At 55.4% G+C, this 13,769-nt stretch carries 13 protein-coding genes and 1 other RNA gene; 8 read left to right on the forward strand and 6 right to left on the reverse strand.

Going from position 1 to position 13,769, the window contains the following annotated elements; genetic code table 11:
- Positions 1-56 precede the first annotated feature (56 nt).
- Positions 57-713, reverse strand: a complete 657-nt coding sequence (gene rpiA, locus ON072_RS12315; protein ID WP_025008999.1) for a ribose-5-phosphate isomerase RpiA — start codon at positions 711-713, stop codon at positions 57-59.
- Positions 714-1,002: 289 nt separating this feature from the next.
- On the opposite strand from rpiA, the gene ON072_RS12320 reads away from it, so the two are divergent.
- The gene (locus ON072_RS12320) at positions 1,003-1,956 is read left to right on the forward strand and encodes a DUF808 domain-containing protein (protein ID WP_025889330.1); all 954 of its coding nucleotides are present in this window, start codon (positions 1,003-1,005) and stop codon (positions 1,954-1,956) included.
- Positions 1,957-2,055: 99 nt separating this feature from the next.
- On the opposite strand, the gene sodC is transcribed toward ON072_RS12320, so the two are convergent.
- The 5 genes from sodC to zapA all read right to left on the reverse strand — a co-directional run bounded on the left by sodC (position 2,056) and on the right by zapA (position 4,507).
- Entirely contained in the window at positions 2,056-2,577 is a 522-nt protein-coding gene (sodC, locus tag ON072_RS12325; protein WP_261752778.1) for a superoxide dismutase [Cu-Zn] SodC, read from the reverse strand.
- 226 nt (positions 2,578-2,803) lie between these two features.
- A complete protein-coding gene (locus ON072_RS12330; protein ID WP_144161576.1) occupies positions 2,804-3,262 on the reverse strand; it encodes a hypothetical protein in 459 nt (152 codons plus the stop codon).
- 50 nt (positions 3,263-3,312) lie between these two features.
- On the reverse strand, positions 3,313-3,969 hold the full coding sequence (locus tag ON072_RS12335; RefSeq protein ID WP_261752780.1) for a 5-formyltetrahydrofolate cyclo-ligase: 657 nt from the start codon (positions 3,967-3,969) through the stop codon (positions 3,313-3,315).
- An 8-nt stretch (positions 3,970-3,977) separates the two neighbouring features.
- A non-coding RNA gene (gene ssrS, locus ON072_RS12340) (6S RNA) lies at positions 3,978-4,158 on the reverse strand.
- 40 nt (positions 4,159-4,198) lie between these two features.
- Complete coding sequence (zapA, locus tag ON072_RS12345; RefSeq protein WP_025009004.1) at positions 4,199-4,507, reverse strand: cell division protein ZapA; 309 nt, start codon at positions 4,505-4,507, stop codon at positions 4,199-4,201.
- 263 nt (positions 4,508-4,770) lie between these two features.
- On the opposite strand from zapA, the gene ON072_RS12350 reads away from it, so the two are divergent.
- The 7 genes from ON072_RS12350 to ON072_RS12380 all read left to right on the forward strand — a co-directional run.
- The gene (locus tag ON072_RS12350) at positions 4,771-5,352 is read left to right on the forward strand and encodes a UPF0149 family protein (RefSeq protein ID WP_261752781.1); all 582 of its coding nucleotides are present in this window, start codon (positions 4,771-4,773) and stop codon (positions 5,350-5,352) included.
- A gap of 66 nt (positions 5,353-5,418) precedes the next feature.
- Positions 5,419-6,690 carry a 2-octaprenyl-6-methoxyphenyl hydroxylase gene (gene ubiH, locus ON072_RS12355; RefSeq protein ID WP_186264858.1) on the forward strand — a complete coding sequence of 424 codons (1,272 nt, stop codon included), beginning with the start codon at positions 5,419-5,421 and terminating at the stop codon, positions 6,688-6,690.
- Between the two features lie 2 nt (positions 6,691-6,692).
- Positions 6,693-7,904 (forward strand): FAD-dependent monooxygenase, encoded by a 1,212-nt coding sequence (locus tag ON072_RS12360; protein ID WP_037474072.1) that lies wholly within the window; start codon positions 6,693-6,695, stop codon positions 7,902-7,904.
- Positions 7,905-8,154: 250 nt separating this feature from the next.
- Positions 8,155-9,249: a glycine cleavage system aminomethyltransferase GcvT gene (gene gcvT / locus ON072_RS12365; RefSeq protein ID WP_261752782.1), complete on the forward strand. Its 1,095-nt coding sequence runs from the start codon at positions 8,155-8,157 to the stop codon at positions 9,247-9,249.
- Between the two features lie 23 nt (positions 9,250-9,272).
- Entirely contained in the window at positions 9,273-9,662 is a 390-nt protein-coding gene (gene gcvH / locus ON072_RS12370) for a glycine cleavage system protein GcvH (protein ID WP_025009008.1), read from the forward strand.
- Between the two features lie 114 nt (positions 9,663-9,776).
- A complete protein-coding gene (gcvP, locus tag ON072_RS12375) occupies positions 9,777-12,665 on the forward strand; it encodes an aminomethyl-transferring glycine dehydrogenase (protein WP_261752783.1) in 2,889 nt (962 codons plus the stop codon).
- A gap of 591 nt (positions 12,666-13,256) precedes the next feature.
- A partial coding sequence (locus tag ON072_RS12380) for a hypothetical protein (RefSeq protein ID WP_274626064.1) occupies positions 13,257-13,769 on the forward strand: 513 nt, incomplete at its 3' end.

The raw sequence follows: 13,769 nt of genomic DNA on the forward strand, positions 1-13,769 counted from the left end.
TCAATTTTCCACAAAAAAGCCGCCTGCTGGCGGCTTTTGGCATTTAAGATTAAGGCTTACTTGATGGTTTTAACCCCTTCAGGGGTGCCCACCAGGAGCACATCGGCGCCACGGTTGGCGAACAGACCATTGGTCACTACGCCCACTATGGCATTAATCTGCACTTCCAGCTCTTTGGGGTTCAGTATCTTCAGGTTGTAGACATCCAGAATGACGTTGCCGTTATCTGTTACCACACCTTCACGATAGACAGGATCGCCACCCAGTTTCACCAGCTCACGGGCCACGTAGGAGCGGGCCATGGGGATCACTTCCACCGGTAGCGGGAAGTTGCCCAGCACATCGACTTGCTTGGTATTATCAACGATACAGATAAACTTGTCGGCCACGGCCGCAACTATCTTTTCCCGGGTCAGTGCGGCGCCGCCACCCTTGATCATGTCCATGTGGCCGTTGATTTCATCGGCGCCATCGACATACACAGACAGCTTGTCTACCGAATTGAGATCAAACACAGGGATCCCCAACTGTTTGAGCTTGGCGGTGGAGGCTTCAGAGCTGGAAACCGCGCCTTCAATATCGGCCTTTATCGTAGCCAGAGCATCGATAAAGTGGTTGACGGTAGAGCCGGTGCCCACGCCAACTATGCTGTCTTTCTCGACATATTCCAGCGCTGCCCAACCGGCCGCTTTCTTCATTTCATCTTGGGTCATAATGCCATCCTGTTGATTCTGACAAATTTACTTGAACTTGCCCTAGTATACTCCGAGTTGCAGTGAAAAGTGCCGCTCAATCTTGTCCTGAAGAATAGTTCTTGAAGTGCAACATAAGTTAAGAACTTTTTACTGCGCCCGCCTGCGCCCCTGCGCTACTATACGACCAGGGGGAACGGCCAGGCTGATGTGGCAGTACTGCGCTGAAAAAGTGCACAGGTGCCGCTTGAATATGTCGCATACCGAACCTATTTAGAGCGCAAAATTGACCTGGTTTAAGGAGATTTAAATGGCTGGAGCGAGTCTACTGACTCTATTGGATGATATTGCCACCATCCTGGATGATGTGGCGGTAATGAGTAAGGTTGCCGCCAAGAAAACCGCCGGGGTATTGGGGGACGATCTGGCGCTGAATGCGCAGCAGGTAACAGGGATCAGTGCTGAGCGGGAACTGCCCGTGGTATGGGCCGTTGCCAAGGGCTCTTTTCGCAACAAACTTATTTTGGTGCCGGCAGCTCTGCTGATCAGCGCCTTTATTCCCTGGGCAGTTACACCTCTGTTGATGTTCGGTGGCTTGTTTCTCTGCTTTGAAGGCTTTGAAAAACTCTGGCACAAGGCCAGTCACAGCAAGGCTTCTGCCGAAACAGACGATGAAGCCGCCGCCGAGGCCGCCATGAAAGAGGTCGAGGATATTCGCGCCTGGGAAGCGCAGAAAGTCAAAGGCGCGATACGTACCGACTTCGTGTTATCGGCAGAGATCATCGCCATCACCTTGGGGATTGTGGCGGAAAAAGCCTTTATGACCCAGTTGGCCACTCTGTCTATCATTGCAGTGGTAATGACTATCGGGGTCTACGGCTTGGTGGCTGGTATCGTTAAGCTGGATGACGCCGGGCTGTATCTCTCAAGGCGCAGAGGCGAGGGTTTTTGGGCCCACAACCTCAGGCGTATTGGGCTTATGCTGGTCAGCGCAGCCCCCAAACTGATGAAGCTGCTTACCATAGTGGGCACCGCCGCCATGTTTATGGTAGGTGGCGGCATTCTCACCCATGGCCTGCATTGGGTCAGTGAGCAGATAACCCATGCCGCCAACTGGGTAGGCTCTTTGGCTGTGGCCGGCCCTGTGTTGGCAGCGCTGACACCTACCTTGCTCAACGCCCTGTTTGGCATTGTGGCCGGTGCCATCGCGGTGGCCTTGATGAGTATGGTGGAGCGTTTGAGAGGCAAGGGCGAAAGCCACTAAACGTGCCAAGCCAACAAAAGATCAAAGCTAAAAAGACATTGGCTTGAATTGAATTAAAAAACGCGGCTCAAGAGCCGCGTTTTTTGTGTTTGGTGCGGCTCAGTTAATCACGCCACAGGCCATGCGGGCGCCACCGCCGCCCAGTGGCGCCGGGTGATCTGAATGGTTATCGCCTCCCATGTGGATCATCAGTGCCTTACCTTTGACGTCGGCCAGTTTCAACCTTGGTGCCAGCACAGGTGTGGAAGCCATGCCATCAGCATCGACATAGAGCGCCGGCAGATCGCCCTTGTGATTGTCATTTGTCCAGGGGTAACCGTGCTTGCCGCTGCCATCAGGGTCGAAGTGACCTCCGGCCGCGCCGCCCACTACTGTCTTACCGTCTTTGCTGCTGGTGTCACAACTGCCATTTTGATGCACATGGAAGCCGTGAACGCCGGGCGTGAGTTGCTTGAGGTTGGGGGTTAACACTAGGCCGTAGGCGGAATCACTGAGACTGATGCTGCCTATGGGGCTTGGGCCATCGGCCGACAGTAATGAGATACTGACTTCTTCGGCGGCCAGTTGTGATGCGGCAAACACCAGTGACAAACAACCTGGGATCAGGATGGACTTTTTCATCGCTTGTTCTCTCCTTTGAGTGGAATTCCAAAAACGACAAGGCCGACTCGGCGGCATGATAATGAGCTGCCTATATGGCTTTCAGCATAGAAGCCGCCAGGGCAGAGTGCCAGCCGGCCTAATGTCTGGTGCTAACCTGCCCTGAGATTCAAGCCTACGCCATAAGAGGATTCGCCAATTCACCAAGATATTTCAGCAATAGCAATAAAAAGCCTGGAGCCAGGTCTCAGTGTTGATCCAGCTTCGCCTGCCACAGGGCGCTTTGCTCCATGGGGCTCAGTGAACGGCGGGCGCAGTAAAGACTGATACCGCAGCAAAGCGGCACTATCAGGAGATCCGAGGCATGAAAGCGCAGCAACAACCAGAGTGCCAGGCTATAAAGCAGTAGTGTAATCAGCGGAACCGGCAGCAAAAGCTGCCACTCGAAACACTTCCCCAGCCATCTGGCACCCAGGCCCACAGCCACCGCCGGCAGCATATACAGCCAAACCAGAGTGCTGTTGCTGCTGGCCATAAATAGAAACAGCCACATAGCAAGAATGGCGCCCAGCAAGGCGCCGAGCAGCGCCTTGGGCTGTGACTGTTGTCGGCGCATATTTTGATAGGTTTCCCGCTGCATCTGCTGCTTAACCTTGGCCCGCTGGGCACTGTCTGGTCTATCAAGGCTGCGATACTGACGTGCCATACTTGCTTACTCCGCGACTTCTCAGGCTGATGTTATACCACTTTTTCGGGTCAAGATTCAGCCGTCAGAGTGTTGAAGCTATGCAGCTTGTCCGGGGTAACGATAAAGGGCAGCGGGATATCCCAGGGGGCGAGGGGCAGGGAGTCCACAAGCTGCAGGTTATGGGCAAAACCGACTGCCAGCAATGGCACAGTTCGGGCGCTTTGCTGCGCCGCCGCCAGTGTTCTGTCGTAGAAGCCGCCGCCCATGCCCATGCGGTTGCCCTGGGCGTCGAAGGCCACCAATGGCGTGAGGATGAGATCCAGCTCAGCCAAAGGCACCAGACTGCGGATATCCAGTCTGGGCTCGGGGATACCAAAGCGGTTGGCGTGCAGTTGACTGGAGAGTTGATAGCGCAGAAACAGTAAACGCCCCGGGGCAAAGGGATGAATGATCGGCAGACAGGTGGTTACTCCCCGTTGCCATAGCGCTTCGATAAGGGGAGCCGTGTCCAGCTCGCCGTCACAGCTAAAGTAGAGGGCGACTGTCTTGATTTCTCTGCCCTGGGCGCTCAGTTCATCGAGCAAGGTTAGAAACTGCTCACAACCCTTGAGGGCGGCAACATGCTGCTCGGTTTCGGGAATGGCCCTGCGGGCATGGCGAATGGCTTGCCTGAGCGTCTTGCAACGCGCATCACGGGTTTGGCTGCTTGAGTCTGTGTGAGTCATAAATGAGGATGCTCCCCAGAATGTCGATGCCGGTGTAGCCCTTGAACCGTAGGTTCAAGGCGGGTAAATGATTACATCCTAAGGCTTCTCGGTTCGCGCCGAGCATGCACAATGTCAGTAAAACATTCACCCTGAGATTAAAAATATCGGCACAGGGACATTACCAGCTGTCGCACACCCCAGGGAGCAAATTCTGGGTCGAACCTGTGAGGGTTCGTGCTATTTCAGTTTAATCCTCTCTTGCGCTTCGCTCAACCAATGCGTGCTCAAGAGTGGATTGCAGCAAACGGATTCTGTCATCCATTTGGCTCATATAATCTTGATTCTTCCGCTGCTCTTCATAGAGCTCATAGCCTATGTTGAGTGCGGCCATCAAAGCCATTTCCTCGCGGCTGATGGCGTTGGTGCGGGACTTTATCTTGCCCAGTTGCAGCTCCAATTTCTGCGCCACCGCTTGCAGAGCCTGTTCCTGACCCGGGGGACAGGCGATGGAGTAGGTGCGCCCCAACAGGGTGATATCTATGGCACTGTTACTCATCTTCCGCACGGGATCCTTTTCTTTGGCTCTGTGGCGGAATATATCTAGCTCAGCGTTAAAGTGCAAGACAAGCGCCGCTTTGTTGCGTTGGCTGCTGTTTCCCTGACCAGCTTGGTACAAATCCCGGCAGTAGATAAACGGTGAAGCCTGGATGCATTGCCAAATGCACGACCTGGCTCGCAGCTTGGGTAAGATTCCAGTCTTGGTCGCCTTCCCTAACTCTGCTAGCATGACGGGGGTAAATTCAATACTTGGACAGCTTTATGGCAACCCCACCCTCATTACGTATCGAAAGCCTGCGCAGTGCGCTCGACAACGCCGACATAGGTCAGCATCCGGTTGAAGTGCATGGCGCCTTGGTGGGCCTGATTTGTGGCGGCGTGCCACAGCAGGAGCAGGCCTGGTATCAGCCACTGCTCGAGCTGATGAACGACGGCCAGCGCCTGCCCGACGAACTGACACAACTGATAACCGAACTTTTTGGCGACACAGTCAATCGACTGCAGGATCCTGACTTTGGCTTCACCCTGCTGCTGCCGGAAGAGGAAGAACCTCTGACAGTGCGGGTCGAAGCGCTCTCGCTCTGGACTCAGAGCTTCCTCACCGGCATCGCCATCATTCAACCCGGTTTGAATCAGGCATCGGAAGATGTTCGTGAAGTGATCAAAGATCTGGCGGAAATTGCCCAGGTAGAGTTCGATGTTGCCGACGATGATGAATCCGAAAGTGCATATCTCGAGCTGCTGGAGTTTGTTCGCATGGCCGTCATTCTCTGCTATTCAGAGTTCGGCCCCGAGTTGCCGGATCTCGACGCCGAAACACAAGACAATAATACGCTGCATTGACAGGGCGCCCGTTCGCCCTGTCATTTCTGTGACGGCACCCATTGAGCGTGCCTGAGTAGAGGAAAGATGAACCCGCAAGTTGACGCCCAAGCTGTGAGTCAGGAATGCGCTGAGCTGGATATCGCCATTGTCGGCGGCGCCATGGCCGGTGCCACCCTGGCATTGGGGCTGGCCGACCTGGCCAGGAAACTCTCCCGTCCGCTGAAAATAGCCGTTATCGAGGCCTTCGATCCCGCCAAGCAACATCCTGGTTTCGATGCCCGCTCCATCGCCATAGCCAATGGCTCAGTGTTTGAGCTCAAGCGCCTCGGCATCTGGCCTTTGCTTGAAGACCTAGGCACGGCGATAACCGATATTCATGTCTCGGATCGCGGCCATTTCGGCATGACAGAGCTCAACGCCGGGCAGTTTGCGCTGGACTCCCTCGGCCAGGTGGTGGAACTCGAGCGGGTCGGCCAGCGGCTGTTTGGCGCCATCGGCAACAGTGATATCCAGCTTTATTGCCCGGCGCGTCTTGAGAAGCTGCAAACCTCGGCTGCGGGCCATAGTTTAACGCTCAGTAACGGTCAGCGGCTTTCCTGCCGCTTATTGCTGGCGGCAGATGGGGTTAACTCCTCGGTGCGTGCCCAGCAGCAACAGGTGTTGCAGCAGTTTGAGTTTGGTCAGAGCGCGGTTATCGCCAATGTTGCTACCGACAAGCCCCATAATGGCATGGCCTGGGAGCGCTTCACCGAGCACGGCCCGTTGGCACTGCTGCCTATGGGGGACAGCGACGGCCAGGCCAGGCTCTCTCTGGTGTGGGCCTTGCCCCATGAAGAGGCCGAGCGGATGCAGGCTCTGCCGCAGGCCGAGTTTTTGCAGCAGCTGCAGCAGGCCTTCGGCTATCGGGCCGGGCGTTTTGTGGCCGTGGGTGAGCGTCACCGCTACCCACTGAGCCTCTCTTACATGCCAAGGCCCATCTATCACCGTACGCTTTATTTGGGCAATGCCGCCCAGACTCTGCACCCGATAGCCGGGCAGGGGTTCAATCTGGGGCTCAGGGATCTGGTCACTGTGCTGGAAACGCTGGAGCCGGTATTGGCCGCAGGTGGCGACCCAGGCGCAGCCCAGGTGCTGCATGCCTATCATGCTGCCCGTGAGCAGGACAGACGCCAGACCATCAACAATATCGAGTTTCTGGTGCGCGGTTTTTCCAACAACTACTGGCCGCTGGTGGCCGGACGTAATCTGGGGCTCAGGATCCTCTCCTGGTGTCCACCTCTCAAGACCCCTGTGGCCCACAGAGCCATGGGGTGGCACAGGCAATCGGCTGCTTGTTTGTTTTCCAGGAGTCAGTGACGATGAATTTCCAAAGCTATGATGTAGCCGTGGTGGGCGGCGGTATGGTGGGACTGGCAACGGCCTGCGGTCTGGAGCAGGCCGGGCTCAAGGTGGTGGTGATAGATGCCGCCGGTGCCGCGCCGGTCGAGGGTGCGCCGCGCCTGCGGGTCAGTGCCATCAACAAGGCCAGCCAGGCGCTGCTCGAACACTTGGGTGCCTGGGCCTATCTGGACAAGTCCCGTCTCGGGCCATACAGCAAGATGGATGTCTGGGAAAAAGACGGCATGGGGCGCATCCAGTTTGATGCCCAGAGCCAGTGCGAGACTTCCCTTGGCACCATAATCGAAAACGATGCCATTCACTACGCCCTGGCCCAGCGAGCCGCAGAGCTGGAACAGCTGACACTGCTGGAACACACCCGGCTTGAGCGTATCGCCTTTGGTGAGCGTGAAGCCTGGCTGACGCTGGATAACGGCGATAACCTCAGTGCCGCCCTGGTGGTGGCTGCCGATGGCGCCAACTCCTGGGTTCGCCAGCAGTGCCAGATCCCGCTGACCTTCTGGGATTACGGTCATCACGCCATAGTCGCCAGCATTCGCACTCAGTTGCCCCATGGTGACTGCGCCCGCCAGGTGTTCAGTGCCGACGGCCCACTGGCGTTTCTGCCGCTTTATGAGAGTGACCTCTGCTCCATCGTCTGGTCGGTGCCGCCGCAAAAGGCCGAGGCCTTGCAGGCTTTGGATGATGAGGCCTTTTCCCGGGCGCTGACCGCCGCCTTCGATGGCCGCCTGGGCCTGTGTCAGTTGGAGAGTGAACGCCAGAGTTTTCCGCTGCGGATGCGTTATGCGCGCCATTTCGCCCGCCATCGTTTGTTGTTGGCCGGCGATGCGGCACACACCATACATCCGTTGGCGGGGCAGGGGGTTAACCTGGGTTTCCTCGATGCCGGCGCCATAGTGGAAACCGTGGCGGCATTGCACGGCGAGGGCAAGGATATCGGCGCCTATGGCGAGCTGCGCGCCCTTGAGCGCTGGCGCAAAGCCGAGGCGATGGAGATGATAGCTGCCATGGAGGGGTTCAAGCGGTTGTTTGCCGGCAGTAATCCTCTGAAGAAGGCGATTCGCGATCTCGGTCTCAACCTGGTGGACAATGTCGCTGGGCTGAAAACTGTGTTCATGCAACAGGCCATGGGACACAAATTCAAGCTGCCGCGTTTGTGCCGTCCTGAATAATCTTCATCCCCGGTTAGCCGTATGTGAAGGAAAACGCCCAAAAACAGTCGCTTTTGGGCGTTTTTTATACACACGCAGTGATTTACTGTAAAAAAATTACAGGCAAACCATGAGAAAAATTAATCCATAATGGTTCGGATTAGAAAAATCACTTGTATACAAATTTGTGACGCAGGGTATAATTTCGCTGCATTTTAACTCAGAGTTGCCCCTGGGTGACACTGTAAAGCCCCGACTAGAAGGGATAACAATGGCTAATAAAACTGTACTCTTTAACAAGCACTTGGAAGCCAATGCCAAGATGGTTGATTTTCATGGTTGGGATATGCCACTCAACTATGGTTCGCAGATAGAAGAACATCACGCAGTGCGTCAGGACGCCGGTATGTTCGACGTCTCCCATATGACGGTTGTTGATGTCACCGGCAGCGACGCCAAAGCCTTCCTGCGTAAACTGCTGGCCAACGATATCGCCAAACTCAAGGTCTCCGGCAAGGCGCTGTACAGCGGCATGCTGAACCATGAAGCCGGGGTGATTGACGATCTGATCACTTATTACCTCGATGACACCCATTACCGGGTTGTCGTCAACTCAGCCACCCGCGAAAAAGATCTCGCCTGGATTGCCGAGCAGTCCAAGCCCTATGATGTCACAGTGACCGAGCGCCCTGAGCTGGCGATGATTGCCGTGCAGGGCCCCAATGCCAAGGCCAAAACCGCCACTGTGTTCACTGCCGAGCAAAACGCGGCCGTTGAAGGCATGAAGCCTTTCTTCGGTGTGCACGCAGGCAGCCTGTTTGTGGCTACCACAGGTTACACAGGTGAAGCCGGTTATGAAATCATAGTGCCTGCCGAAGAAGCCGAAGCCCTGTGGCAAGCACTGCTCGAGGCCGGTGTTAAGCCATGTGGTCTGGGGGCCCGCGATACGCTGCGCCTGGAAGCCGGGATGAACCTCTACGGTCAGGACATGGATGAAACCGTTAACCCATTGGCCGCCAACATGGGCTGGACCATTGCCTGGGAACCGAGCGATCGTGACTTTATCGGTCGCGAAGCCCTGAGCGCCATCAAAGCGGCCGGAGCCGACAAATTTATCGGCCTGGTGATGGAGCAAAAAGGCGTGTTGCGCCACGGCATGCCGGTATTCTTTACCGACGCCAACGGCCAAGAGCAGGAAGGCGTGATCACCAGCGGTACATTCTCACCGACATTGGGCTATTCTATTGCGATGGCCCGGGTACCGAACTCCATTGGGGATACGGCCGAAGTCGAAATGCGCAAGAAGCGCGTCGCTGTTAAAGTAGTGGCGCCAGGCTTTGTGCGTAACGGTAAACAAGCATTCTAAAACACGGGAAAGGAACAAGAATAATGAGCAATATTCCAAGCGAACTGAAGTACGCTTCTTCTCACGAATGGATCCGCAAGGAAGAAGACGGTAGCTACACAGTCGGTATCACTGAACATGCGCAGGAGCTGCTGGGTGATATGGTTTTCGTTGAATTGCCGGAAGTAGGCGACACTGTCAGCGCCTCTGAGGATTGCGCTGTGGCCGAGTCAGTTAAGGCCGCTTCAGATATCTATGCCCCTCTGTCCGGTGAAGTGATTGCCATCAACGAAGCGCTGGAAGACAGCCCTGAGCTGGTCAACAGCGATGCATTCGGTGATGGCTGGTTCTTCCGTATCATGCCTTCTGACCTGTCTGAGCTGGACAACCTGCTGGATGCCGAAGGATATCAGGCTGTCATCGACGAAGAATAAGCGTCGCTGAAAAACGAAGCCCTCCGGGGCTTCGTTTGTTTTACCACTAAATAAAGAGACTGGTACACCGCCTCCCTACGGCTGGATACCGGCGAACATGGAACAAGGTTAATCATGACCAAGCAAACCCTCACTCAGTTAGAGCAGCACGAACTCTTTATCCGTCGTCATATCGGCTCCGACGCCCTGCAGCAGCAAGAGATGCTGAACTATGTAGGCGCCGAGTCACTGGAAGATCTGACGGCGCAGATAGTACCGGAGTCGATTCGTCTGAACCGGGATCTGGCCGTGGGCGAAGCCTGTGGCGAAGCCGAAGGTCTGGCCTATATCAAGGGCCTGGCCAAGCAGAACAAGGTATTCAAGAGCTACATAGGCATGGGCTACTACGGCACTGAAGTGCCTAACGTTATTTTGCGCAATGTGCTGGAAAACCCGGGTTGGTACACGGCTTATACCCCTTACCAGCCGGAAATCGCCCAGGGCCGCCTGGAAGCGGTACTGAACTTCCAGCAGATGTCCATGGACCTCTCCGGCCTGGATCTGGCCTCCGCCTCGCTGCTGGACGAAGCCACAGCCGCCGCCGAAGCCATGGCGCTGGCCAAACGGGTATCCAAGGCCAAGAAAGCCAATATCTTTTTCGTTGCCGATGACGTGTTCCCGCAGACGCTGGATGTGGTCAAGACCCGCGCCGAATGCTTTGGTTTTGAAGTCGTCGTAGGCCCCGCCGAGGAAGCGCTCAATCATGAACTCTTTGGTGCCCTGTTCCAGTACAGCGGCAAGACAGGCGAGCTGAACGATCAGCGTGAACTCTTCGCCAAGCTGCGTGAGCAGAAGGCGATTGTGGCTGTTGCCGCCGATATCATGTCGCTGGTATTGCTCAAGTCTCCCGGTAGCCTGGGCGCCGACGTGGTCTTTGGCAGCGCGCAGCGCTTCGGTGTGCCTATGGGGTATGGTGGCCCGCACGCCGCTTTCTTCGTGACCCGAGACGAGCACAAGCGTTCCATGCCTGGCCGTATCATAGGCGTTTCCAAAGACAGCCGCGGCAACACAGCGCTGCGGATGGCGATGCAAACCCGTGAGCAGCATATCCGCCGCGAAAAGGCCAACTCCAATATCTGTACCGCGCAGATCCTGCTGGCCAACATGGCCTCTTTCTACGCCGTATACCATGGCCCACAAGGGCTGAAGACCATAGCCGAGCGTATTCACCGCCTGACCGACATTCTCGCCGCCGGCCTCAAGACCAAGGGCGTTGAGTTGGTCAACGCTAGCTGGTTCGACACTCTGACCTTCAAAGTGGCCGACAAAGACGCCGTGCTGGCCCGCGCCATTGCCGCCGAGAGCAACCTGCGTATCGATGTCGAAGGCACTCTGGGTGTCAGCCTGGATGAAACCACGACTGCTGACGATCTGGCTGCCCTGTTCGATATCATCCTGGGCGCCGGTCATGGCCTGGATGTGGCGGCACTGGACGCTGAAATCCTTGCCAAGGGCAGTGACTCCATCCCTGCGGCGCTGCTGCGTGATGAGGCCATCCTGACGCATCCAACCTTCAACAGCTTCCACAGCGAAACCGAGATGCTGCGCTACATCAAGCGTCTTGAAAACAAAGACCTGGCGCTGAACCACTCGATGATCTCTCTGGGGTCATGCACCATGAAGCTGAATGCCACCGCCGAGATGCTGCCTATCAGCTGGCCGGAATTTGCCAACCTGCATCCATTCTGCCCGCTGGATCAAGCCAAGGGTTATGAAAAGCTGCTCAATGAGCTGTCTGACTATCTGGTGGAAATCACCGGCTATGACGCCATGTGCCTGCAGCCCAACTCGGGTGCATCCGGCGAATACGCCGGTCTGTTGGCCATCAAGAAGTACCATGAATCCCGCGGCGAGGGGCACCGCAATGTCTGTCTGATCCCTCAGTCGGCTCACGGTACCAACCCGGCTTCGGCGCAGATGGCCGGTATGAAGATAGTGGTTGTGGGCTGCGACAAGCGCGGCAACGTGGACATGGAAGATCTGCGCGCCAAGGCGGCCGAAGTGGCCGACAACCTGTCCTGCATCATGATCACTTATCCTTCCACCCACGGCGTGTATGAAGAAACCGTCTCGGAGATCTGTGAGGTGATCCATCAACACGGCGGCCAGGTGTATCTGGACGGTGCCAACATGAATGCCCAGGTGGGCGTGACCACTCCCGGCTTTATCGGCGCGGACGTTTCCCACCTCAACCTGCACAAGACCTTCGCCATCCCTCATGGCGGCGGTGGTCCAGGCATGGGTCCCATCGGCGTAAAAGCGCATTTGGCTCCTTTCGTTGCCGGTCATACTCTGGTTAAGCCGGGCCGCGAAAGCGACAACAACGGCGCCGTTTCTGCCGCGCCTTACGGCAGCGCCAGCATACTGCCAATCAGCTGGATGTACATCAAGCTGTTGGGCGCCAAGGGCTTGCGTGAATCAACCCAGAACGCCATGCTCAACGCCAACTATGTGATGAAGAAGCTGTCAGAGCACTATCCTGTGCTCTACCGCGGCCGTAACGACCGTGTGGCTCACGAGTGCATTATCGATCTGCGTCCGCTGAAAGAAGCCTCCGGTGTGACTGAAATGGATGTGGCCAAACGCCTCAACGACTACGGCTTCCACGCTCCGACCATGAGCTTCCCGGTTGCCGGAACCCTGATGATCGAGCCGACCGAGTCTGAGTCCAAGGCCGAGCTGGACAGATTTATCGAAGCCATGGTGGCCATCCGCGGTGAAATCGCCCGGGTCGAAGCCGGTGAGTGGCCTGCGGACAATAACCCGCTGCACAATGCACCACACACGTTAGCCGACATCATGGATCCCGCCTTCGACAGCCGTCCATACGATCGCGAACTAGCGGTATTCCCGAATGCCACAGTCAAGGCCAACAAGTTCTGGCCAACCGTGAATCGTATTGATGATGTGTATGGGGATAGGAATTTGTTCTGTGCCTGTGTGCCCATGTCTGAGTACGAGTAATTGCTGCTTGGACTCGCTACTGCGGCGTTAAATCTTGGCGCCAGTGCTCATTGACATCAGTCAACTGCGCGCTGGCGCCATCGATTTGCCTAGCATTAGCTTCGTCAGCAACGCAATTATGGTTTAGTGGAGCACAGTTAGTTAGGGCTTCATCCAATCATTTTCGCTGCTCATTTACTCAAGTAAACTGCGCGGCGAAAATGATCGGCTTCATTGTCTTCTCTTCGGCAGTGACGCCATTATTGCTGCTTGGACTCGCTACTGCGGTGTTGAGCCGTATCTGAAATTCCCCCTCTAGTCCTGCGCAAAATACGATGCATTGACCACACTGCAACATCTCTAGTTACGAAAGTTAAATAGAGAAGGAGTTAACAGGGAACTCCCCCCCGATTTACGTGTTATTTCTGTAACATTACAGAAGATATATTTAAAGTCATAGAGATAACAAATGCTGTAGGTAGATAATAGGTTTGGAAACCGCAGATGCGCGTTTACACTCATCCGAGGACTAAAATGTGCATGTGCACTATGAGGATTACCAGTACCAAACTTTTACATGATAACGAGATTTACAAGTAAATAGAGAGATAAATGGCAAGTAGCACAGATTTGGTTAGAGCTAGTCGTGATGGAGATCAGTTTCACTACCTTTGGGCAGCTCGGCAATGTTTAAAGTTACTACCTGGAGCGGAGGGCTTAACTGCTATCACTATTGAGGGGGCCTCAAAAATAGAATCAGATAGTGGAAGTGTCACTGAAGGTGAAGAGATCATCGATGTGGGGTTTTACTTCGGCTCAGAAGACCTTCAGAAGGCTCAGCGTATTAGGTACGTCCAGCTTAAGCATTCAACAACAGCTTCCAATGAACCCTGGACCGCTAGTGGTTTGAAGAAGACAATTCAGGGGTTTGCTAAACGTTATTTGAAATTGTTGGAGCGCTTCTCTGAAGAAAATGTAGCTGAACGATTTAGGTTTGAGTTCACGACCAACCGGCCAATTGATCAGAAAGTGATTGAGGCATTGTCTGATCTAAGTCTGGGCGGGAGTGCCTGTAGGCATACGTCCCAGCAGAGCACGCTGCTCAGCTACGCTGAACTTAACCCT

It is taken from the genome of Shewanella sp. K8 (assembly GCF_028823715.1).
GTDB classification, from domain to species: domain Bacteria; phylum Pseudomonadota; class Gammaproteobacteria; order Enterobacterales; family Shewanellaceae; genus Shewanella; species Shewanella algae.

Coding starts and splice junctions, on each gene's coding strand:
- rpiA (WP_025008999.1), bottom strand. CDS start 713: ATGACCCAAGATGAAATGAAGAAAGCGGCCGGTTGGGCAGCGCTGGAA.
- ON072_RS12320 (WP_025889330.1), top strand. CDS start 1,003: ATGGCTGGAGCGAGTCTACTGACTCTATTGGATGATATTGCCACCATC.
- sodC (WP_261752778.1), bottom strand. CDS start 2,577: ATGAAAAAGTCCATCCTGATCCCAGGTTGTTTGTCACTGGTGTTTGCC.
- ON072_RS12330 (WP_144161576.1), bottom strand. CDS start 3,262: ATGGCACGTCAGTATCGCAGCCTTGATAGACCAGACAGTGCCCAGCGG.
- ON072_RS12335 (WP_261752780.1), bottom strand. CDS start 3,969: ATGACTCACACAGACTCAAGCAGCCAAACCCGTGATGCGCGTTGCAAG.
- zapA (WP_025009004.1), bottom strand. CDS start 4,507: ATGAGTAACAGTGCCATAGATATCACCCTGTTGGGGCGCACCTACTCC.
- ON072_RS12350 (WP_261752781.1), top strand. CDS start 4,771: ATGGCAACCCCACCCTCATTACGTATCGAAAGCCTGCGCAGTGCGCTC.
- ubiH (WP_186264858.1), top strand. CDS start 5,419: ATGAACCCGCAAGTTGACGCCCAAGCTGTGAGTCAGGAATGCGCTGAG.
- ON072_RS12360 (WP_037474072.1), top strand. CDS start 6,693: ATGAATTTCCAAAGCTATGATGTAGCCGTGGTGGGCGGCGGTATGGTG.
- gcvT (WP_261752782.1), top strand. CDS start 8,155: ATGGCTAATAAAACTGTACTCTTTAACAAGCACTTGGAAGCCAATGCC.
- gcvH (WP_025009008.1), top strand. CDS start 9,273: ATGAGCAATATTCCAAGCGAACTGAAGTACGCTTCTTCTCACGAATGG.
- gcvP (WP_261752783.1), top strand. CDS start 9,777: ATGACCAAGCAAACCCTCACTCAGTTAGAGCAGCACGAACTCTTTATC.